Genomic DNA, 20,312 nt, shown 5'->3' with positions numbered 1-20,312 from the left:
CAGAACAGGGCGCGCCGCTATTCCCGAATCCGGGTTATGTACCGAAATGTCATAAACGGGTATTCTCGACTCATGGCACGTCCGCGTAAGTTCGACGAAGCGCAGGTCGTCGCGGCCAGTCGGGATGTGTTCTGGAACCAGGGTTACGCCGCGACGAGTATCGACGACCTCAGCGCTGCAACGGGTTTGGGCCGCGGCAGCTTCTACAAGGCCTTCGGTGACAAGCACAGCATGTTCTTGCGCGGCCTTGAGCTGTACTGTACCGACGCCGTCGACGGCATCCGTGCCGAGTTACGCGATCCCGATCTGACCGCCTACGAGCGACTGGTCGCGCATCTGCACAGGGTAGCCGCGGGCGCGGCCTCCGACACCGAACTGCGCGGCTGCCTGCTGGCCAAGAGCGCGTCCGAACTGTCCTCCGTCGACCCGGATGTCGCCAAGCTGACCAAGCGCACGCTGGACATCTGGCTGCGGGAACTGACCGCGACGGTCCGCGCCGCCCAGGCCGACGGCGACATTCCGGCCGACGCCGACCCCAAGAGGCTGGCCAGCCTGCTCCTGGCGGTGCTGCGTGGGATAGAGGCGCTGCGCAAGGGTGGCGCTTCGGCGGCCACCGTGAAAGCCGCCGCCGAGCAGGCGGTTGCGCTGCTCGGTGCAGGCGCGTAGCGCCTGAGAGTATTGCCAAAGACTGGTCGATCGATCAAGCTGGCGCCATGGGCAAGCTCGACGGCAAGGTCGCTTTCATCACCGGTGCGGCGCGGGGTCAGGGGCGTGCGCATGCGGTGCGGTTGGCCGAGGAAGGCGCGGACGTCATCGCGGTCGACGTGTGCGCGCAGTACGCCACCGTCGTCTATCCGATGTCGCGGCCGGAGGACCTGGCCGAGACGGTGCGCCTGGTCGAGGCCCAGGGCAGGCGAATCGTGGCGAGCGAGGCCGATGTCTGCGACGTCGCGGCACTACAGAAGGCTTTCGACGAAGGGGCGGCCGAACTCGGCGGCGTGGACATCGTGGTGGCCAATGCCGGGATCGGCCCCGGCGGGCAGACCACCGAGGACGAGCAGTGGGACGACGTCGTCGACGTCAATCTCAAAGGGGTGTGGAACACCCTGCGCGTCTCGGTCCCGACGATGCTGACCCAGGACCGCGGCGGGTCGATCATCCTGACCAGTTCGACTGGCGGACTCATCGGCACCCCCGTCGTCAACGGCGGCATGATCGCCTATACCGCGGCCAAGCACGGCGTGGTCGGAATCATGCGGGCATACGCGAACTATCTTGCCCCGCACCATATCCGGGTTAACAGCATCGCGCCGACGACCGTTGCGACGCCGATGGCCAACAATGGCGACCTGAGCATGCTCAAGAAGTACGAACCCGCGATCGCCCGTTCGCTGGAGAACGCGATGCCTGTCGACTACGTCGAGGCGCGCGACGTCGCCAACGCCGTCGCCTGGCTGGCCTCCGACGACGCGCGCTACGTCACCGGCACCGTCGTCCCCGTGGATGCCGGACTGCTCAACAAACGTTAGCTCGGGGATGCCGCGCCGGTAGCACCGTCAGGCTGCAGAGCCTTTCGGTGGTGCGGGTCCGCCGGGTTCGCCGGGGTTGTCGGGGTCGGCGGGTTCAGCCGCGGCGCTGTCGTTTTCGGGTTCCTCGGGTGGGCGCAGGAGTCGTTCGGGGCGGTGGTAGGTGTTGACGCGGGTTTGTCCGGTGTCGAGGTGTTCGGGTGGGATCCATTCGACTTCGCCGCGGGTGTTGATGCGGGTGGTCCAGGCGGTGGGGTCGTCGGGGTTGACGCTGCGGTTGTCGGGTCCGCAGGCCAGGCCGAGGTCGTTGATGTTGGTGTTTCCGCCGCGGGCCCAGTCGGTGACGACGTGGTGGACTTGGCTGCCGTAGGCGCCGATGGTGCAGCATGGTTTGGTGCAGCCGCCGTCGCGGGCGATCAACATGATCCGCTGCTCAGGTGACGCGATGCGTTTGGTGCGGAACAAATCCAGAGCTGCCCCGGTGGCTTTGTCGAACACCGCCAAGTAGTGATTGGCATGCCCGCCCATCCGGATCACATCCTTGATCGGCATCCTGGTGCCGCCGCCGGTGACGCCGATCCCGGCGCGGGATTCGAGGTCTTGCAGCGTGGTGCGGATGATGATCGACACCGGCAGCCCGTTGAGTGTGCCCAACTCGCCGCTCATCAACGCGATGCGTCCGACGGCGATCAACGCATCATGCTGGCGCTGAGCCAGGCTGCGAGAGTCGTTGTCGATCTGGGTTTGTGACGGTGTGCCCGAGGTGCAGGGTTCTGGGTCGGCGGGGTTGCACATGCCGGGGGCGGCGTATTTGGCGAAGATCACTTCCAGTACCGCCCAGGCTTCGGGTGTCAAGGTTGCGGTGAGGTCGACCATCCCGTCGGGGCGCTGCTGGTGTTTGGTGACCCCGCGCTGGCGGGCGCGTTCGGTGTCATCGGGTTCGGGGCCGTCCTGATCCAGCAGGAACAGGATCAGTTCGGCGGCGTCCTTCACTTCTTTCGGTCCGGCGCCGACGGCGGTGCGGACCAGGTCGACCTCGAACTGCTCGCGCGTGGCCGTATCCACCCAGGACGGCAGCTTGGCCACCGATTTGCGGATGACCTCGACGTGTTCGGGGTTGATCAGTCCGCGTTCTTGGGCGATCGCGGTGGCCGGCAGCAGCGGCGGCAGCGCCGGTCCGGTCACCGCGGGCCGCGGCGCCAACAGGCAAGCCTCGGTCAGGCGCCGATTCGCTTCGGTGACCGAGATGCGCCACCGGATCCGCAGCACGTCTTTCCACGACTTCGCGCCCATCTCGCGGGCGGTGGTCTCGGTCTGCAACCGCGCCAACAGCCGATGACCGAGCCCAGGAAGTTGGCAGCTCAGGGTTTCGAGCTCGTCGAGGGCTTCGAGGAGTTCGTCGCGGGTCAGTAGCTCCAGATCGCAGGCCGCCACGGTGTCGAACGCGGCGCGCAGCGCGCTGACCGCGTCCTGCAGGCCCGTCCTCGACATGGTTCGAACATACATTCGACCACCGACAAGTTTCGGGCCCGAAACTCGCCAACAAGTTCAGACTCGGCGCCGCGCCGGCGAGCGCCGTCGGTCCCACAGACGAGCCTTCGTTTCACGAACCACGGTTCACATGACTGGCGCTGTGCGATACCTTCATGAATCAGTGCCCTCAATGAGTGAGATGGGATTCCTGCATGACCGTGACCGGCGAGCGCCCCGAAATCCTGCTCGAGGATGTCGACTTCAACCGGCGTGACCATCCCGATCGGCCGCTGAGGCCCATCCCGCCCGGACGTGACCAGTTCGCCCCGCAATGGCGGCATATGCGTGAGGTCATGTTCGGTGAGTGGATCGACATTGACAAAGAGGTCGAGCCCAGCGAACTGACCCGCCTGCGCGACGATTACTTCTGGCAGCGTGACGAACTGATGATCGGTGTCGTCGACGCGTTCGAGCGGATCGGCCACGAGCAGGGCCGCGCGTTGTTCGAACAGGCGCTGACACAGGGAATCGACACCCTCGAGGATCCGCCGCAGGAGTTCGTCGACCTGTTCGCCCATCTCGACAACCTGCCCGAGCAATTCGATCTCGTCGCCGCCGAACGCGGTCGGATGCTGGCCATGTCGAGCACGATGGCAGCCACCACGATCATCCGGGGATGGGCGCTGTACGAGACCGCGATGACCGGCGACATCTCCGCCGCGACCGGCGCCACCGGACGGTTCGCCGACGACGGTCCGCGCCGCAACATCGAAACCGCTCGGGTGTTCGCCGAGTTCACTCTGCCCGACATCTTCGACCGGCAGTCCGAGGCGTTCCAGGACGTGGTGCGGGTGCGGTTGATGCATGCCCTGGCCAGTCGTGGTCTGCGGCGTAAGTGGGGAGATGCCCTCTACCTGAAGTTCGGCGAGCCCATTCCGGTGACGTCGCTGCTCGGGTTCGGCAGCGGCATGCTGCTCGGACGTCTGGTCGATCACGCCTTCGGCCGCAAGTTGACCCGGCAGCAGCTCGAGGATCTCGCTGAATACTCGTCGTTCTCCGGACAGCTGTGGGGGGCCCCGGAGCGGCTGCGCTCCGCCGACGGTGTCGAACTGATCAAGTCGCTGAACTACGTCCTCGCCAGGGGAGGCAATCCGTCACCGTGGCGCGCCGAACTCGTCGACGCCATCGCCAGCCGCGAACACCTCGAGGTTCTGACCGATGCCCTTCCTCCGTGGGTGAGAAGCGTCGTGGCCCGCTACTCCGACCAGATCACCGCAACCGTCGCGATGGCCTCGGCCGGAGTCGTGTTCGGCTATGAGCAGATCGACGCGATGGTGGCCGACACCCGCTTCGAAAGACTGGGCTATGACTTCGAGCGCAGGGTGCGCGACTTCACGCGGTTCACCAGACTGAACGTCGGCATCGCACGGGTTGCCGACCGCCTGCCGTTCTCGAATCCGATCCGCGAGCACCGCAAGAGGACCGGCGCGGCCGCCCGGGAACGGATCGCGATGCTGAACAAGATCGCCGCTGGCCGGCAGATTCCGCTGACCTACACCCACCACGACAGCTCGACATCGGGGCAGGGTTTCACCGGTTAGCGTTCTGCGCCAGCCAATCTCGCACCAGGTCGCCGTCATCTGCCTCGACGGACCGCAGTTCGGTCAGCGTCGGGTGTCCGGCGTCGAGCAGCGCGCTGTCGGTGTCCTCGCCGGGCTGCTCTTCTGACTCCACCTCGGTCAGGCGCACGCCGCCGTCCCGGACCTCTTCGACGCGCGTCTGCACCGCCCCGCCGCGGGCGAGGCGTGCGTGGCGCAGCGGACCCAGCTCCGATGCGGGCCGGTCCGGGACGTTGAGCGACAGCACCGTCCCGTCGGGGGAAGCGAACAGCAACTCCAGGACCGGGGCGAGCAGGCCCGCGGCGGTGTCCCAATGCCGTGCGCCGTCTGGACGCAGCGCGACGTCGAGGGACACCGCCAGCGCGCGGGTGTCACTGATCTTGGCGGTGAGTGCGGCGCCCACGGTTCCCGAGTGCAGCACCGCCCGGCCGACGTTGGCGCCGTGGTTGATTCCGGACAGCACGACATCCGGCCGCGGGTCGAACCAGCCGTTGAGCGCGGCCGCGACGATGTGCCCCGGCTGGGCGTGAACGGCCCACGCCTGCACGTCGAGGTCGGGGAGTTGACGGGGTTCGACCACGGTGCGGCCGTCGTGCCGGACCGCGCTGAGCGCGGCGCTCGCACCACTGGCTTGTTCCACCGGCGCGGCCACGATCACGTCGAGACCGGCTTTCACCGCGGCACTCGCCAACGCAAGCAGACCGGCGGAGTCGATTCCGTCGTCGTTGGTCACCAGCGCGAGTGGCACGCGGCCTCCTTCTGCGTCATGTCCATTCGCGGAGTTCCACCCGTTCGGCCAGGGTTTCGACGGCCCGCGCGCCGCCGGTGCCCAGCCCGTGCCGCACCACGTTGAGCGCACCGCACGCGGCGCCGATCTGGAGCGCCTCGCGCACCGGCCGACCCAGAGCCAGCGCTGAGACGATGCCCGCGGTCATCGAGTCCCCGGCCCCCGCGGAGTCGGCGGGTTCGAGCGTGGGCATGCAGATCTCGACGATGTCGCCGTCGTCGATCAGGGCCAGCGCGGGGGCGGACCCGGCCCGCGACACGACGATGGTGCCGGCGCCGTCGTCGCGCATCGAGCGCATCGCGGTGACAAGATCTTTCGCGTCGTCGGATTTCGCTCGGCCGTCGTCGAGCAGTTCCTCGTGGCTGACCTTGACCAGGCTGGGCTCGCCGGCGAGCACCGCTTCGAGCCTGTCCCCGGACAGGTCGGCGGCCACCGCGCAACCGTTGGCGCCGAGGTCGGTGGTCAACCGCCGGTAGAGGTCGGCGGGCACCACGTCGTCCTCCTGCGGGCCGGACAGCAACACCCGTCCGTTGGTCAGCCCCTCGGTCAGGGTGAGCTCGTAGAGGGAGTCCAGTTCGTGACGATCGAGTGGGGTGCCGGCGGCCTCGGCCACGACGTCGCGGTCCCCGGAGCGGCGGTCGTGCACATACGAGCCGTTGCGGGCGCTGACCGGAACCGATTTCACCGAGACGCCCTCGATCGGCAGCAGATGCCCGAGAACGTCACCGGTTTCCCCGCCGAGGGCCACGCACAACACCACCGGCACGCCGAGGGACGACATCATGCGTGACTGCCAGACGCCCTGGCCCCCGGCGTGGACGTGGATGTCGGGGGCACCGGAGCGGTCTTCGACCGTGACGGTCAGTACGGGTAGCGGCGCGAAGATGACGACGGGCTGGGGCTCATCCGGGGTGTCGGCGCGGGATTTCTTGTCGGCCATGGGCACCGGGATACCCACCCGGGCCGGGACCACCCACCCGGTGTCAGCGTGAGAGCGTCACTGGTGGAAGTTCCACTGCCCGCAGTCCTGGGCCAGCACGTCGTTGACGTCGACCCTGACGCCGCCGATGAGCGGCCCCGGGTTCGAGGCGGTGTCGATGATGCGCTGGTACAGCACCGCGGCGGGGTAGATCTGGCCGTTGGACCACGACCGGGTCTGCCATGCCCACACATGGCCGGGGGTGCGGGAGTTGCCGATGACGCGGTCGGCGGCCGCCCACTGACAGGGCCGGATCCCGGCGTAGATCCCGGTGCGCTGGGCGCCGAGCACCGAGTTGATGCCCCGGAACCACGGGAGCGCCAGGTCGTTCCAGGTCTGCCGGTCGATGTCGTCGTCGACGGAGAAGAAGATCGGTGCGTTGCGCGCACCCCCCGCCGCGGTGTGCAACTGCCATGCGGTCTTGGCGTCCGCGACGCCGCCGGCGTATCCGCGGGTGAAGTCCGACGGAGCCGTCCCGCCGGGCTTGCCGTACTGGTAGTTGCTGACGATCACCAGCCCGGCCTTGGTCAGCGACTCGGCGTAAGGCCGCGTGATCGGTTTCGCACCGAAGTTCGACCCCGGCCGGGACAACGACACGTAGTTGATCACCCCGGCGTGGCCGGCGGCCCGGATCGCGTCGGCGGGGATCTGGGCCGCGGCGAAGTCGATCAGGGTGGGCGCGGCGGCTCGCGCGTGCGGAGCGCCGGCCGCGGCGGCAGCACCGACGCCGGCCATCGCCGCCGACGCGGCGGCCGCGTACCGCAGGGCGTCGCGACGAGAAACCGAATGCTCCACGGCGCGGATGTTAACAACGGGACGGTTGTTAACAGCTGTGCCTCGCCGGGCCGTACGGGCTAGATTTTTCCGCCCGGGAACATCGTCTCGACGGCCTGGGTGATGTTCGCGCGGGCCGCGGCCTCACCCGTCGGATCCAGGGAACCGATCGCCATCACGTAGCGCCGGTCGGCGCCGATCACGCCGGTGGACACGTGCAGCTGGTTGCCGCCGTTCCAGCAGCAGAACCAGCCCTGCTTGACCGCGACGGGCTCGGCGTAGAGGCCCTCGGGGATCCCGAAGCGCTGCGGGTAGCCGTCGGTGCCCGTCGGGGTGGAGCGCGCGAGGTTGTCCATGATGATGTCGGCCTGCTCGCGGGGCAGTCCGCCGGCGCCGCTCATCAGCATGTCGTAGTAGCGGACGAGGTCGGCGGCGGTGCTCTCGGTGACGTCCCAATGCCCGTTCCAGGGTGCGGTCGTCCCGGTCAGGCCGTACCGGGCGACGATCCGCGAGATCACGGCGTTGCCGCCGCTGCGGTCCCAGAACGTCTGTGCGGCACTGTCATCCGAGGAGCGCAGCATGACGTCGAGCGATTGCCGGTCGGCGTCGGACAACGTGGTCTTGCCTTCGGCTTCCTGCAGCAGCAGGTCGTCGGCGATGAACAGCTTCACCACGGACGCGATCGGGAACTGCGCGCCGGCACCGCCGGCGACGGTCTGTCCGGTGTCGCGATCCAGGATCACGGTCTCGATGGCGGCACCGGATTCGGCCGCGGCGGCGGTCGCCTGGCGGACACGGGCGTCGAGGCCGTCGAAGGATCCTGCCCGCGGCGCCGGGGGAGCCGCAGGCTGTGGCGCCGGCGCGACCGCGGGCGGCGCTTGGGGTGCGTCCTCGACGGCGGGCGGGTTGCCACCGGCGTGCGCCTCGCAACCGGCGACGAGCAGAGCCGCGCACACGACCGCCGTCGCGGTGATCGTTCGATTCAGTAGCCGCCGACGCATGACTCTCCTCCAGGTAGCCGAACCCCCGAAAGCGGGTCCACGCTGCGCCCACCGGTTACCCAGCCTAACCGTCGGCAACCCACGGCTTCCTCCCCGGAGCGTGGTCGCCAGGGTCAGTCCGCGATGAACACGACGTTCTGTTCGACGGGGTTGCGTGGCGTGCGCAACCGGTTGGCCGGAAAGCCCGGATCGGGATAGCCGATGGCCACGCCGCACAGCACGGTGAACTCCGGCGCGATACCGAGCTGTTCGCGCACGATGTCGGGATAGCCCGCGATGGACACCTGCACGCAGGTCCCCAGCCCGCGGGCGGTCAGCGCCAGTAACAGTGTCTGCAGGAACATGCCGACGCCGAGGCTGTCCACATGATGCAGGTCCTCGTGCATGCACACGATCCCGGCCAGCGGCGCCCGAAAGAACTCCCAATTGCGTAGGACCGCCGCTCTTCTGCCCTCGACGTCGTCGCGCCGGATGCCCATCGAGCCGTAGACGGCGGCACCGAGCTCCCCGCGCAGGTGCGCGAAGGCCGGAGGCAGCGCAGGAACGCGGGGCGGCGTGCTGCGTGCTGCGGCCAACAAGGCGTCGACCAGGCGTTGCCGGGCAGCGCCGGACGCGAGAACCAGGTGCCACGGCTGGACGTTGGAGTTCGACGGTGCGTGCACCGCCAGTGCCAGGGCGTCGTCGATCAGCTCACGCGGGACCGGCCGATCCGGCAGGAACATGCGGATCGAACGCCGCTCGAGAATGGCCAGCTCAAGATCGGACATGACAGCTCCTCCGGTATCGCCAACGCTGCGGGTGGCGTTGTCGGACGCCCCGTTGAACGCGCCCGGACGAGCTGGTCATCCGCCACAGCGCAGAGCGTGCGGTCGTCGTACACAGCGGTCCTCGTACACAATGGGTGGGATGGACGCCGGGGTGGGCACAGCCGAACACGGACCGGACCCGCACATCCGTGTGTACGCCTCCCGGGTGCACAACCTGAAGACCGTGGACCTGGCTGCGCCGCGGGACTCCTTCGTCGCGTTCACCGGGGTATCCGGCTCCGGCAAGTCCTCACTGGCGTTCGGCACCATCTATGCCGAGGCGCAGCGCCGCTACTTCGAATCGGTCGCGCCGTATGCGCGGCGGCTACTGCTGCCCCAGGACGCCCCGAAGGTCGACGACATCACCGGCCTGCCACCGGCGGTGGCGCTGCAGCAGCGTCGCGGGGCCGCGACGTCCCGGTCGACCGTCGGCACCGTCACCACGCTGTCGAACCTGCTGCGAATGTTGTTCTCCCGCGCCGGGACCTATCCGCCGGGGGCCACCGAGCGGCTCGACTCCGACGCGTTCTCGCCGAACACCACGATCGGTGCGTGCCCGGAATGCCACGGGCTGGGCCGCATCCACGAGGTGACCGAGCAGACGCTGGTGCCCGATCCGTCGCTGAGCATCCGCGAGGGTGCGGTGGCGGCGTGGCCGGGAGCCTGGCAGGGCCAGAATCTGCGCGACATCCTCATCACGCTCGGCTACGACATCGACAAGCCGTGGCGCAAACTGCCGAAGCGGCACCGTGATTGGATCCTGTTCACCGAGGACCAGCCCACCGTCGAGATCGACCCGAGCCAGCATCCGGTCACCGCGGACTACTACTACAACGGCACCTTCTCCAGCGCCGAACGCCACGTCCGGCACACGCTCGCCAACTCGCAGAGCGCCGCGATGCGGCGCCGGGTCCTGCAGTACGTGCACAGCACCGACTGCCCGGTGTGTGACGGTTCCGGGCTGCGGCCCGAGGCGCTCGCGGTCACGTTCGCCGGGCAGACGATCGCCGATCTGGTGGCGCTGCCGTTGACGACGCTCGCCGAGGTGCTGAGGCCGGCGGCGGCTCGGACCGAGTTCGCGGCGGCGTTCGAATCCACCGAGTCCGGGGAGTTCACCGAAGTCGCCACGATGATCGCCGCCGACCTGGTGGCGCGGATCGGTGTGCTCGTCGACCTGGGACTCGGCTATCTGAGCCTGAACCGCCGCACACCGACGGTGTCGCCGGGGGAGCTGCAGCGGTTGCGGTTGGCGACGCAGCTGCGGGCGGGGCTGTTCGGCGTGCTCTACGTGCTCGACGAACCGTCGGCCGGTCTGCATCCGGCCGACGCGGAACCGCTGCTCGACGTGCTGGATCGGCTTCGGCGCGCGGGCAATTCGCTGTTCGTGGTCGAACACGACATGGATGTGGTGCGCCGCGCGGACTGGGTCGTCGACGTCGGACCGGGCGCCGGCGAGTGGGGCGGTGAGGTGCTCTACAGCGGGCCGGTGGCCGGCCTCGCGGAGGTCGGTGACTCGGTCACCGGCAGATACCTGTTCGCCGACGCGCCACCCGAGCGGCGGGCGACCCGCACCCCGCTGGGCGTGATGAGCTTGCGCGGCATCACCTTTCACAACCTGCACGACGTCGACGTCGACATTCCGCTCGGTGCGTTCGTGGCGGTCACCGGGGTCTCCGGCTCCGGTAAGTCGACGCTGGTGTGCAAGGTGCTCGGGGACGTGATGGCCCGGCAGCTCGGCCGATCCGCCGAACCCGCCGACGACGGCGCCGACAGCGACGCCGAGCTCCTCGACATCGACGTCGACTCCAGCGTGGGGGTGCGCGTCGACGGTGCCGACATGATCGACCGACTGGTCACGGTGGACCAGCGGCCGATCGGCCGCACCCCGCGCTCGAACCTGGCCACCTACACCGGGCTGTTCGACGCGGTGCGCAAGGCGTTCGCCGACACCCCCGAAGCCCGCAAGCGGGGCTGGAGTGCCGGGAGGTTCTCGTTCAACGTGGCCGAGGGCCGTTGCGCCACCTGTCAAGGGGAGGGTTTCGTCGCGGTCGAGCTGTTGTTCCTGCCGGGCACCTACGCGACCTGCCCGGCCTGTGGCGGCGCCCGCTACTCCGACGAGACCCTCGAGGTCACCTACCGGGACCGCACCATCGCCGAGGTGCTGGCCCAGACCGTCGACGAAGCAGCCGAATTCCTCCATGAACTTCCCAGCGCCGCAAGAAGTCTGGCGACACTGCGCGATGTCGGCCTCGGCTACCTGCGGCTCGGGCAACCGGCCACGGAACTGTCGGGCGGGGAGGCGCAGCGCATCAAACTGGCCACCGAGCTGCAGCGCGCCAAGCGTGGCCACACCCTCTACGTGCTCGACGAGCCCACCACCGGCCTGCATCCGGCCGACGTCGAGCTACTGGAGCAGCAGCTGCACCGCCTCGTCGATGCCGGCAACACGGTGGTGGTGGCCGAGCACGACATGTCCGTGGTGGCGCGAGCCGACCACGTCATCGACCTCGGGCCGGGCGGCGGTGACGACGGCGGCACCGTCGTGGTCGCAGGCACGCCCGAGGTGGTGGCCGCCCACCCGACGAGCCGGACCGCGCCGTACCTGGCCGCGCGGATAGGCCCGGCGTGACCTCGGCGCTCAATCGAACGTGAACAGCACCTTTCCGCCGCGACCACCGGCGTCGGCGTGGTCGAACGCCTTGCGATAGTCCGCCAGCGGATAGGTCGCCTCGACCGGCACCGACAACGCACCGTCGGCCACCAGCCGGGCCAGATACGCGAGCGTCGAACGGATTTCGCGGCGCGGCGCGGTGGAATACCAGTTGCCGAGCCAGAAGCCGGTGTAGCGCACCTCCCGGGCGTACAGGTCGGCCGGGGACACTCCGGACGGCGCGCCGATGAGCGATCCGTAGACGACGGCCGTGCCACGGAACTTCAATGCGGCGATCAGTGCCGACGCGGTGGGGCCGCCGAGGGGGTCGAGTACGAGGGCGAGCTTTTCGTCGCCGAGTTCGCGGGTGACGTCGCCCGCGAGATCCGGCCCGCTGACGAGCACGGTGTCGCCGCCGGCCTGGCGCAAATCCTCGGCCGCGTCGGTTCGGCGCACGACGTTGAGCGTCTTGTAGCCACGCTGCCTCGCCAGCGCGATGACGAGTCGGCCCACCGCCGAGTTCGCGGCCGTCTGCCCGACCCAGTCGCCGACGCCGACCTCGGCGACGCCGTCGAGCAGCAGGTGAGCGGTGACCGGGTTGATCGACAGCATTCCGAGCTGTAGCGGGTCGGCATCCGGTACTTCGACGACGTTGTGTGCGGGGACGACGATCTTCTGCGCCCACGTCCCGTACTCGTAGGTCGGGAGCACGATCACCCGCTTGCCGAGCAGGCCGCGGTCGGCATCCGAACCCGCTCGCTCGACGACGCCGACACCTTCCGCGCCGACGGGTGCGGGCAATGGCGGCCGCGCCAGGTACTTGCCCTGCATCAGCAGCAGGTCGGACGGGTTGATCGCGGCGGCTTCGACGCGGACCAGCACCTCACCCGGGCCGGGCGTCGGCTCGGGGTCGTCGGCGAGATGCACCGATTCGGCTGGATCTCCGAACCGGGTCAGGACGAGATGCTTCATTGGGGTCCTCCGACGAGGTCGATGGGGTGGATGGCGCCGACGATACGCCAGTGAGTTTGAATTTCAAACTGACCTGTGCCACGCTGGGATCATGACCGGTACCCGTCTGGCTGAACTGCCCGGGCGCCCCTGCCCGATCGCCGCCGCCATCGAGGTGGTCGGCGAGCGGTGGGCGCTGCTGATCGTGCGTGAACTACACCTCGGGGCAAAGACTTTCAACGAGATCGTGCAGGGGACCGGTGCGCCTCGCGATCGTGTCGCGGCCCGCCTCAAGAGCCTCGCCGAAGCCGGGATCGTCGAGCGTGTCGCGTACCAGAGCTCCCCGCAGCGGTTCGAGTACCACCTGACCCCGTCGGGGCAGGAGCTCGCGCCGATACTCAAGGCATTGCTGAAATGGGGACTGAAACACGTTGTGCAGCCCGATGATCCAGATCGGGACGCCTACCGCAGCGCCGCCGTGTCGAAGGGGTCGGCATGATCGCTAAGTGCCGTACAGGTGCAGGGCGCGCGCGGCCTCGGTCGCGATGTCGCCGCTGAGCCCGACGATAGGTGGTCCGCCGCGCACGTGGATCACGTTCGCGAGCACGATCACGTAGGTGTCCGAGCCCGGATCCAGCCATATCGTGACGCCGGTGAATCCGGTGTGCCCGAAGCTGCCGACGGGAAAGACCGCACCGCGCGGGCCGGAATGTGCGGTGTCGATGTCCCAGCCGAGACCGCGCAGATCCGGTGCGGCGGCACTGGGTTGCTGCGGCGTCGTCATCAACTCCGCACCCTCGGGTGACAGTGGAAAGCTGCTCGGCCGTCCGGCCCGCCGGTCGAGCAGCGCCTGGGCGAACAGCCCGAGGTCGCCGACGGTGGTGAACACCCCGGCATTGCCCGCGACGCCGCCCATGCGCCGCGCGGTCGGATCGTGCACCGTCCCGCGCAGCGGATATCCGAAGTCCGGGTTGAGGCCGGGGGTGTCCTCGTCGAGCGCGGTGGGCGCGATCCGCGCGAGCAGGTCGACATTCCACGTCCCCTCGGGACAATGTGCCACCTGCGCGGCTCCCGGGATGGCCGCGACCGCAGTGCCCCGGACACGGTGCGGCCCACAGACTTTGGCAACAGGCAGGTAGCGGGTGTGCGCCATGCCCAGCGGGGCGAACACGTTGTCGCGGACGTACCCGTCCTCGGGCCGCCCGGTCAGCTTCTCCAGTAGGGCCCCGAGCAGGATGAAGTTGATGTCGGAATAGTGGAACACCGTTCCCGGGTCGAAGACCACCCATGCGGCGAGCGCCCGGCGGATGCCATCGGCCTTGTCGGGCTTCGCCAGTCCCCACGGGCCGTCCAGGCTGAGATCCCCGGCGATGCCGGAGGTGTGGGTCAACAGCATGCGCAGTGTCACCTGTGCGCGACGCGGATCGGCAGTGGGGTTGAATCCGGGCAGGTAGGTCTGGACCGGCTCGTCGAGGCGGACAAGACCCCGCTCGTAGAGCTGGGTGACCGCGGTCGCGGTCGCGACGCCCTTGGTCAGCGACGCGATGTCGAACACCGTGTCCTCGGTCATCGGTTCGGCGGCAGACGGTGCACCGTCGGGCCCCGGTTCGCCCTCGAGCTTGCGGGCGCCGAAGGCCTGCCGGAACACGATGTCGCCGCCGTGCCCGATCTGCACCACGGCACCGGGCAGTCGTCGCGCCGCGACCGCGTCCTCGACCAGCGCGACGACCGCGGAGAAGTCACCGCGTGGTTTCACCGGCGGGACGGCGGGTGCCGGGACCGCACGCGGGGACGGCATCGCCGACGACGCGGACGGCGCAAGAGGTGAGCGAAGCGGTTCGGGCGAGGGCGTGCACGCCGAGGCCGCGACGACCGCCGCGAGGGCGCCGGCGGCGCACCACCTGGCGGGACGCGGACGGGACATCGGCACCGTATCGACGGTAGTACGAGCGAATATCGCGGCGACTGGCTTTTAATTTTTTCTTGGGTATGGTCGGCGTTGGTGATGGTTGCGAGCAAAGGAGCAAACATGGCTGATAAATCGCAGAATCGTGAACGCCGGAAACCGGCGATGACGATCAAGGAGCGCCGAGCGGAAAAGCGCGAGAAGCAGTTTCAGTCCGAACAGCTGACACCGCGGCGCAAGCGCGCCACCCCCGCCTGATAACTGTTCACATTCGCATTTCTCATGCTCCGCAATTCTGAATTGCGGCCGCTGAATTATGCGTGGGTAATTCTGTTCTCCTGACAAGCGAGGGTGCTGTGGCAACGCGGGCGGCCGACGTGTCGTCGGTGATGGTGGTCGGTCGGTCATCGGATCTGACCGCATCGTTGGTCGCCGCGTTGCGACGGCTCGGCGCTGATGTGATCGAGGGGCCGGCGTCGTGCGCCGTCGATGCGGTGGTCGATTCGGTGGTCGATTCGATGGTCGATTCGATGGTGGTCGTCTTCGTCCCCGACCTTGTCGCCCCGCGAGTGCTCAGTAAGGCGTCCACGGACGACCTCTGCGACGCCGCGGTCGGCGCGGTGCTCGATACCGGCGCGCGGCGGCTGATCGTGGTGTCCGACGGACGGCACCTGACCTTCGGACAGCGCACCCGCGCCGCCGGGGTGGCGCGCCGGCTGGCCCGCCGAATCGAGTACGAGTGCGAAGTCAACGGGTCTCGGGAGATCGGCGCGTCCTACGCGGTGGTCGACACCGCCGACGACATCGCGCGTATCGCCGCGGTTGCCGCATCATCCTCCCGCGGTGGCCCTTTCGTGGATCCTGGCCGCAACCGTGTCGAGCGTGCGGTCGAACTCCACTGACTACGACGTCAGCCGGCGGATCGTGTCGGTGATGTCCGGGACAGGTCGCGGCACGTCGTCGGGGATCCCTGCCGCGATCCGCAGGAACGGTCCGAAGACATGCCAGCCGAGCTGCATGGCGAGCGCGTCCGCGGTGGCCAGCCGAGCTGTCGGCTCGTCGTCGGTGTACCTGCCGGCAGTGGCGATGAGCGTCTCGATGTTCGGAAATCTCTGCTGTAGCCGTCCAACGTCGTAGCCGTCCCACTGCGTGCGGGCGATCACCGTCCAGCTGCGCTGTGCGCGCGCGAGGATCTCGTCTCGCGGGGCGCCGGATCTCTGTGCCTCCGCGAGGTCGTCGGCGAGGTACTCCAGGACCGCCGCGACCACGGCTTCCTTGTTGCCGATATGCCGAAAGATCAATCCCTGGTTGATATTCGACCGCGCCGCGATGTCACGAAGCGAGGTCGCCGCCGGGCCGCGTTCGGCGAACAGGTCGGCTGCATGGGCCAGTACCACCGGCCGGATTCGGGAGCCCGCGTCGCTGCGTTCTCGCGCTGCTGTAGTCACGCGACTACACTACCGTGGGGTCAGTGTAGTCACATGACTACAAGCCACATCGGGCGGATGCCCGGGAAGCGGGAACGACATGTCCGATCAACTCGCGAACGACCTCGCGCACGCTGAGGTGACAGCCGGTGCCGACCGCTGGCTGCGGTCGTACTACGCACTGCGTGGCGCGGTGTCGCTGGTCTGGGTGGCCGCCGCGGTGACCCTCGGCCCGAAATCGGCAATGGTGGCCGCCACGCTGCTGTTGGTCTATCCGGCCTGGGACGCCGTCGCCAACGCGGTCGACGCCCGCCAGAACGGGGGCCTGCGGCGCAACCCGACCCAGCTGTTCAACGCGGTGGTCAGCACCCTGACCACCGCCGCGGTCGGATGGGCCCTCACCGCGGGCATGCACGCGGTGCTGGCGGTGTTCGGTGTCTGGGCCGCGCTGGCGGGCCTGCTGCAACTGGGCACCGCGGTACGGCGCTGGCGACGGGTCGGCGCGCAGTGGGTGATGGTGCTCAGCGGTGCGCAGTCGGCCTTCGCGGGCGCGATGTTCCTGCGGGAGGCCGGCGCCCCCGCGATGCCCAGCGTGGTCGACATCGCGCCGTACGCCGCGTTCGGTGCGTTCTACTTCCTGGTGTCGGCTGCTCTGCTGACCGTCGCGGCTGCGAGACGGGTCCGATGAAGACCATCCTGATCACCGGGGTCAGCAGCGGCCTCGGGCGCGCTTTCGCGCGGGGTGCACTCGCGGCCGGACACCAGGTGGTGGGCACTGTGCGCAAGTTTCAAGACGCTGAGGCCTTCGAATCGTCGGCCCCGGGCCGGGCGCACGCCCGGCTGCTCGACGTCACCGACGACGCGGCCGTCTCCGCTGTGGTCTCAGACGTCGAGGCGACCGTCGGGCCCCTCGACGTCGTGATCGCGAACGCCGGATACGGCGTCGAAGGTGTCTTCGAGGAGACACCGCTGCCGCAATGGCGAGAACAGTTCGAGACCAACGTCTTCGGTGTGGTCGCCACCCTCCAGGCGGTCCTGCCGTACATGCGACGGCGACGCGCCGGCCACTTGATGGCGGTGACGTCGATGGGCGGCCTGATGGCGGTCCCGGGCATGTCCGCATACTGCGCCAGCAAGTTCGCCGTCGAAGGGATGCTGGAAAGCCTGCGAAAGGAAGTGTCGCAGTTCGGCATCCACGTGACCGCGGTCGAACCCGGGTCGTTCCGCACCGACTGGGCCGGCCGTTCGATGACGCGGAACACCCGCGAGATCGCCGACTACGACGCGTTGTTCGATCCCATCCGTGAGGCCCGGGTCGCGGCCAGTGGCAGGCAGCTCGGCAACCCGGAGAAAGCCGCCGCGGCCGTACTCAGCATCTTGGACCTACCGCGGCCCCCGGCGCATCTGGTGCTCGGCTCGGACGCCCTGCGGCTGGTGGGGGTGGCACGCGCGGAAGTCGATGACGACATCCGGCAATGGGAACAACTCTCGCGCAGCACCGATTTCGGTGACGGAGCACAACTGGCGTCGGCGTAGCACCGGCCGCCTGGGGTAGCGCGTGCGCTACCCCAGGACGGGCGCCGGGGTGAGCGACCCGGCCGGCTGCGGACGCTGAACTGGTGACATGGAACCGGCTGACACGACCACCGCACGCTGTGAACCCACAACCGGTGAGCCCGCCACCGCGGCGCCGGCGCACCGCACGCGAGGGGTGCTCTGGTATCTGGCGCTGGCATTCGTCGGCGCGTGGGTGCCGTGGCTGGCGGTACACGGTCTGGGCGGGTCACTGGACGACCCGGGGATCCAGTTGGCGACCGCGGCGTTCGTCCCGGCGATCGCCGCCTGCATCGTCCGGCGGTGGATCACCCGCGAGGGATTCGCCGGTTCCGGCCTGCGCCTGAACATGCGATCGTCCTGGCGGTACTGGCTGGCCGCGGCGACGATCCCGTGGGGCGTCCTGCTGATCGGGGTCACCGCCGCTGCCGTTCTCGGTTGGTGGTCGGTCGCCGACCTCGACATGCCCGCCACCGCGTGGGCCTATCTCGCGGCGGGTCCGCTCGTCTGCATTGCCGCCGCGCCGATCTTCTGGGGTGAGGAATACGGCTGGACGGCCTATCTGCGGGACCGCCTGGTGCCGGGACGGCCGGTCGCCACCACGTTTCTGACCGGGCTGATCTGGGGGATCTGGCACTGGCCGCTGCCGTGGGTCGGCTACTTCGGCGGCGACGTGCCGGTCTCGGAGGCGGTCTTCAGCATGCTGGGGTGGGTGCCGCTGAGCATCATGCTGGAGTTCGTCATCGGCTGGCTGTGGTCGAGGACCGGCTCCGTGTGGCCCTGCGCGGTCCTGCATGCGGGGGCGAACCTGGTCGTGGCACTGGGTATGTCCGAGATCTTCGGCGACCGGATCGGGATCAACGCGACGACGCTGCTGCTCTGCATCGGGCTGACGCCGTTCGTCGCGGCCATCGTGTGCACCGGTTCTAGACTCAGGTGATGGTCTCGGCCCCGACGCGATCTGTGGGCGCCGCGATGGTGTCCGGGCCGGGGTACCTGGTGTCGGCCTGGCCGTGGCGCGCACTGCTGTGGACGCTGTTCGGTGGTGTGCTCGGCGCGGTGCTGTTCGTCGCTTCTCCGGTGCTGATCCTGGCGGGCCTGTCCCGGCCGCTGCGCACCGCGGTGTGGGCGCCGCTGCTGGAGATCGAATGTGCGCGGCTGGCGCTGATCGACGAGGCGGCCGCCGACCGCGCCAGGCGGGATCTGGCGGCGGCGCGCGCCGAGCATCGTCTACCGAGTCTGCGGCAGGTCGGCTACCTGCTCCTGACGGCGCTGGGCACCGGCCCGTGGGGTGTTGTGTGCGTGGGGTTCTCGGCGATCCTGACCGCCGTGCTGGTCGCGGCGCCGTCGCTGGTCGGTCCCGGTGAGCCGATCAATGTCGGGCTGTGGCTGGTCGATTCGCCCGCCGAGGCGTGGGCTGCCGTGCCGCTGGGCACCGCGATCCTGATCCTGACCGCCTATCTCAACGGCGGCTACGCCGCCGCCGTCGGGCAGATCACCTCGGCCGCCCTGACGGATCCGCAGGCGCTGCAGCGTGAGGTGGCCCGCCTCGAACAGTCGCGGACCGCGCTGCTGGACGCCGTCGAGCAGGAGCGCCGCAGGATCGAGAGCGACCTGCACGACAGGGTCCAGCACCGGCTCGTCGCGCTCGCGTTGACGCTGGGCATCGCCGAGAACACCCACGGCGACGACGACACCGGGCGCCTCGCCGCCGACGCCCACCGCCAGGTCGACGACATCGCCGCCGAACTGCGCTCGGTGCTGCTGGGAATCCTGCCGCGGGCACTGACCGAACATGGACTCGCCGCCGCCGCAGCCGATCTGATCGCGCAGTACCCGCTGGCGGTGCAGGCCGACTTCGGCGACACCGAGAGACCGGGCCGACTGCCCGCACCCGTCGAGCACGCCGCCTACCTGGTGCTCAACGAGACGCTCACCAACGTCGTCAAGCATGCCGGCGCCACCTCGGTGACCATCGCCGCGCAGCGCAGAAAAGCGTTGTGGGAAATGGTGATCCGCGACGACGGCCACGGCGGAGCCCGCATCGAACCGGGTCGCGGGCTGGCCACCCTGGCCGCCCGCCTGGAGGCCCTCAACGGCACACTGACGATCGTCAGCCCCACCGGCGGGCCCACCGAGCTGACGATGCGGACCCCGCTGTGACGAACCTGCGTGTCGTGCTCGCCGAGGACGCTCCGCTGCTGCGGACCGGCATCGTCACCGTGCTTGAGTCGGACGGGCACCAGGTGTGCGCCGCCGTCGGGTCAGCCGACGAATTACGCGAGGCCACTCGCGTCCACCAGCCGGATGTGGTCGTCACCGACGTCCGGATGCCGCCGACGCACACCGACGAAGGCATCCGAGTTGCGATCGAACTGCGCCGCGCCACCCCGGGGCTGCCCGTGGTCATCCTGTCGCAGTACACCACCGTCGGCTCACTCGAGCAGCTACTCGACCGCGACGCGGACACCGGCCGCGGTGGGCTCGGCTACCTGCTCAAGGACCGGGTCGCCCACGTCCGTCACTTCCTGGACGCCGTCCGTGAGATCGCTTCCGGTGCAACGATCATCGACCCGGACATCGTCGTCGCGCTGGTCGGTGCGTCGCGGCGGCGTGGAGTCCTCGGTGCGCTGACTCCCCGTGAGGAGGAGGTGCTCGGCCTGATGGCGCAGGGTCTGACCAACCCGCAGATCGCCGATCGGCTGGTCGTGTCCGAGGCGGCGGTGCGCAAGCACGTCGGCAACATCTTCGCCAAACTGCCCATCCCGCAACAGGGAGACCGTCGCGTCCTCGCGGTGCTGACCTATCTCAACGAATCCTGAGCGCTCACATCCGCGAGCGTCAAGCGGAGGCCATCTC

21 protein-coding genes are annotated in these 20,312 nt (G+C 69.1%); 12 read left to right on the top strand and 9 right to left on the bottom strand.

Translation table 11 applies throughout. The features are described from left to right. Window positions 1-72 precede the first annotated feature (72 nt). Both BST38_RS07170 and BST38_RS07165 read left to right on the top strand, forming a co-directional pair. On the top strand, window positions 73-666 hold the full coding sequence (locus BST38_RS07170) for a TetR/AcrR family transcriptional regulator (RefSeq protein ID WP_232079646.1): 594 nt from the start codon (window positions 73-75) through the stop codon (window positions 664-666). Window positions 667-713: 47 nt separating this feature from the next. Further along, window positions 714-1,529: a mycofactocin-coupled SDR family oxidoreductase gene (locus tag BST38_RS07165; protein WP_083142574.1), complete on the top strand. Its 816-nt coding sequence runs from the start codon at window positions 714-716 to the stop codon at window positions 1,527-1,529. A 27-nt stretch (window positions 1,530-1,556) separates the two neighbouring features. On the opposite strand, the gene BST38_RS07160 is transcribed toward BST38_RS07165, so the two are convergent. After that, window positions 1,557-3,032, bottom strand: a complete 1,476-nt coding sequence (locus BST38_RS07160) for an HNH endonuclease signature motif containing protein (RefSeq protein ID WP_083142573.1) — start codon at window positions 3,030-3,032, stop codon at window positions 1,557-1,559. A 179-nt stretch (window positions 3,033-3,211) separates the two neighbouring features. Here BST38_RS07160 and BST38_RS07155 point away from each other — a divergent pair, with 179 nt between their 5' ends. Further along, window positions 3,212-4,600: an oxygenase MpaB family protein gene (locus tag BST38_RS07155; protein WP_083142572.1), complete on the top strand. Its 1,389-nt coding sequence runs from the start codon at window positions 3,212-3,214 to the stop codon at window positions 4,598-4,600. Here the strand turns inward: BST38_RS07155 and surE are convergent. From surE to BST38_RS07130, 5 genes are all read right to left on the bottom strand, one after another. Further along, complete coding sequence (surE, locus tag BST38_RS07150; RefSeq protein WP_083142571.1) at window positions 4,590-5,366, bottom strand: 5'/3'-nucleotidase SurE; 777 nt, start codon at window positions 5,364-5,366, stop codon at window positions 4,590-4,592. The genes BST38_RS07155 and surE overlap by 11 nt on opposite strands. A gap of 16 nt (window positions 5,367-5,382) precedes the next feature. Then, window positions 5,383-6,345, bottom strand: coding sequence for a 1-phosphofructokinase family hexose kinase (locus BST38_RS07145; protein WP_083142762.1), 963 nt, complete (start codon window positions 6,343-6,345; stop codon window positions 5,383-5,385). Between the two features lie 57 nt (window positions 6,346-6,402). Continuing rightward, entirely contained in the window at window positions 6,403-7,119 is a 717-nt protein-coding gene (locus BST38_RS07140) for a DUF1906 domain-containing protein (protein WP_083142761.1), read from the bottom strand. Between the two features lie 119 nt (window positions 7,120-7,238). After that, window positions 7,239-8,159: a serine hydrolase gene (locus tag BST38_RS07135; protein WP_083142570.1), complete on the bottom strand. Its 921-nt coding sequence runs from the start codon at window positions 8,157-8,159 to the stop codon at window positions 7,239-7,241. 113 nt (window positions 8,160-8,272) lie between these two features. Then, on the bottom strand, window positions 8,273-8,926 hold the full coding sequence (locus BST38_RS07130) for a nitroreductase (RefSeq protein WP_083142569.1): 654 nt from the start codon (window positions 8,924-8,926) through the stop codon (window positions 8,273-8,275). Between the two features lie 139 nt (window positions 8,927-9,065). On the opposite strand from BST38_RS07130, the gene BST38_RS07125 reads away from it, so the two are divergent. Next, on the top strand, window positions 9,066-11,594 hold the full coding sequence (locus BST38_RS07125; protein ID WP_083142568.1) for an excinuclease ABC subunit UvrA: 2,529 nt from the start codon (window positions 9,066-9,068) through the stop codon (window positions 11,592-11,594). A gap of 9 nt (window positions 11,595-11,603) precedes the next feature. On the opposite strand, the gene BST38_RS07120 is transcribed toward BST38_RS07125, so the two are convergent. After that, entirely contained in the window at window positions 11,604-12,587 is a 984-nt protein-coding gene (locus tag BST38_RS07120; RefSeq protein WP_083142567.1) for a zinc-dependent alcohol dehydrogenase family protein, read from the bottom strand. Between the two features lie 91 nt (window positions 12,588-12,678). Here BST38_RS07120 and BST38_RS07115 point away from each other — a divergent pair, with 91 nt between their 5' ends. Further along, a complete protein-coding gene (locus tag BST38_RS07115; RefSeq protein WP_083142566.1) occupies window positions 12,679-13,065 on the top strand; it encodes a winged helix-turn-helix transcriptional regulator in 387 nt (128 codons plus the stop codon). Window positions 13,066-13,068: 3 nt separating this feature from the next. On the opposite strand, the gene BST38_RS07110 is transcribed toward BST38_RS07115, so the two are convergent. Continuing rightward, window positions 13,069-14,490: a serine hydrolase domain-containing protein gene (locus BST38_RS07110; protein ID WP_083142565.1), complete on the bottom strand. Its 1,422-nt coding sequence runs from the start codon at window positions 14,488-14,490 to the stop codon at window positions 13,069-13,071. A 105-nt stretch (window positions 14,491-14,595) separates the two neighbouring features. Here BST38_RS07110 and BST38_RS29760 point away from each other — a divergent pair, with 105 nt between their 5' ends. Continuing rightward, window positions 14,596-14,730 carry a hypothetical protein gene (locus BST38_RS29760; protein WP_272818842.1) on the top strand — a complete coding sequence of 45 codons (135 nt, stop codon included), beginning with the start codon at window positions 14,596-14,598 and terminating at the stop codon, window positions 14,728-14,730. A gap of 98 nt (window positions 14,731-14,828) precedes the next feature. After that, window positions 14,829-15,374 carry a hypothetical protein gene (locus BST38_RS07105; RefSeq protein ID WP_181791972.1) on the top strand — a complete coding sequence of 182 codons (546 nt, stop codon included), beginning with the start codon at window positions 14,829-14,831 and terminating at the stop codon, window positions 15,372-15,374. Here BST38_RS07105 and BST38_RS07100 read toward each other — a convergent pair whose 3' ends face one another. After that, the gene (locus tag BST38_RS07100) at window positions 15,375-15,920 is read right to left on the bottom strand and encodes a TetR/AcrR family transcriptional regulator (RefSeq protein ID WP_083142564.1); all 546 of its coding nucleotides are present in this window, start codon (window positions 15,918-15,920) and stop codon (window positions 15,375-15,377) included. Between the two features lie 79 nt (window positions 15,921-15,999). Between BST38_RS07100 and BST38_RS07095 the strand changes: the two genes are divergently transcribed. The 5 genes from BST38_RS07095 to BST38_RS07075 all read left to right on the top strand — a co-directional run bounded on the left by BST38_RS07095 (window position 16,000) and on the right by BST38_RS07075 (window position 20,275). After that, entirely contained in the window at window positions 16,000-16,587 is a 588-nt protein-coding gene (locus tag BST38_RS07095; protein WP_083142563.1) for a hypothetical protein, read from the top strand. Further along, entirely contained in the window at window positions 16,584-17,435 is an 852-nt protein-coding gene (locus BST38_RS07090) for an oxidoreductase (protein WP_083142562.1), read from the top strand. The genes BST38_RS07095 and BST38_RS07090 overlap by 4 nt, the downstream gene beginning before the upstream one ends. A gap of 88 nt (window positions 17,436-17,523) precedes the next feature. Continuing rightward, entirely contained in the window at window positions 17,524-18,393 is an 870-nt protein-coding gene (locus tag BST38_RS07085; RefSeq protein WP_083142561.1) for a CPBP family intramembrane glutamic endopeptidase, read from the top strand. Then, window positions 18,393-19,616 carry a sensor histidine kinase gene (locus BST38_RS07080; protein ID WP_237160691.1) on the top strand — a complete coding sequence of 408 codons (1,224 nt, stop codon included), beginning with the start codon at window positions 18,393-18,395 and terminating at the stop codon, window positions 19,614-19,616. Before BST38_RS07085 ends, BST38_RS07080 begins: the two co-directional genes overlap by 1 nt. Next, complete coding sequence (locus BST38_RS07075; protein WP_083142559.1) at window positions 19,613-20,275, top strand: response regulator transcription factor; 663 nt, start codon at window positions 19,613-19,615, stop codon at window positions 20,273-20,275. Before BST38_RS07080 ends, BST38_RS07075 begins: the two co-directional genes overlap by 4 nt. Window positions 20,276-20,312 lie beyond the last annotated feature (37 nt).

Origin of the sequence: Mycolicibacterium parafortuitum, assembly GCF_002086815.1 — a bacterium.
GTDB classification, from domain to species: domain Bacteria; phylum Actinomycetota; class Actinomycetes; order Mycobacteriales; family Mycobacteriaceae; genus Mycobacterium; species Mycobacterium parafortuitum.
The sequence above is the reverse complement of the archived record's forward strand: the minus strand, read 5'-3'. Positions and strand labels throughout refer to the sequence as shown.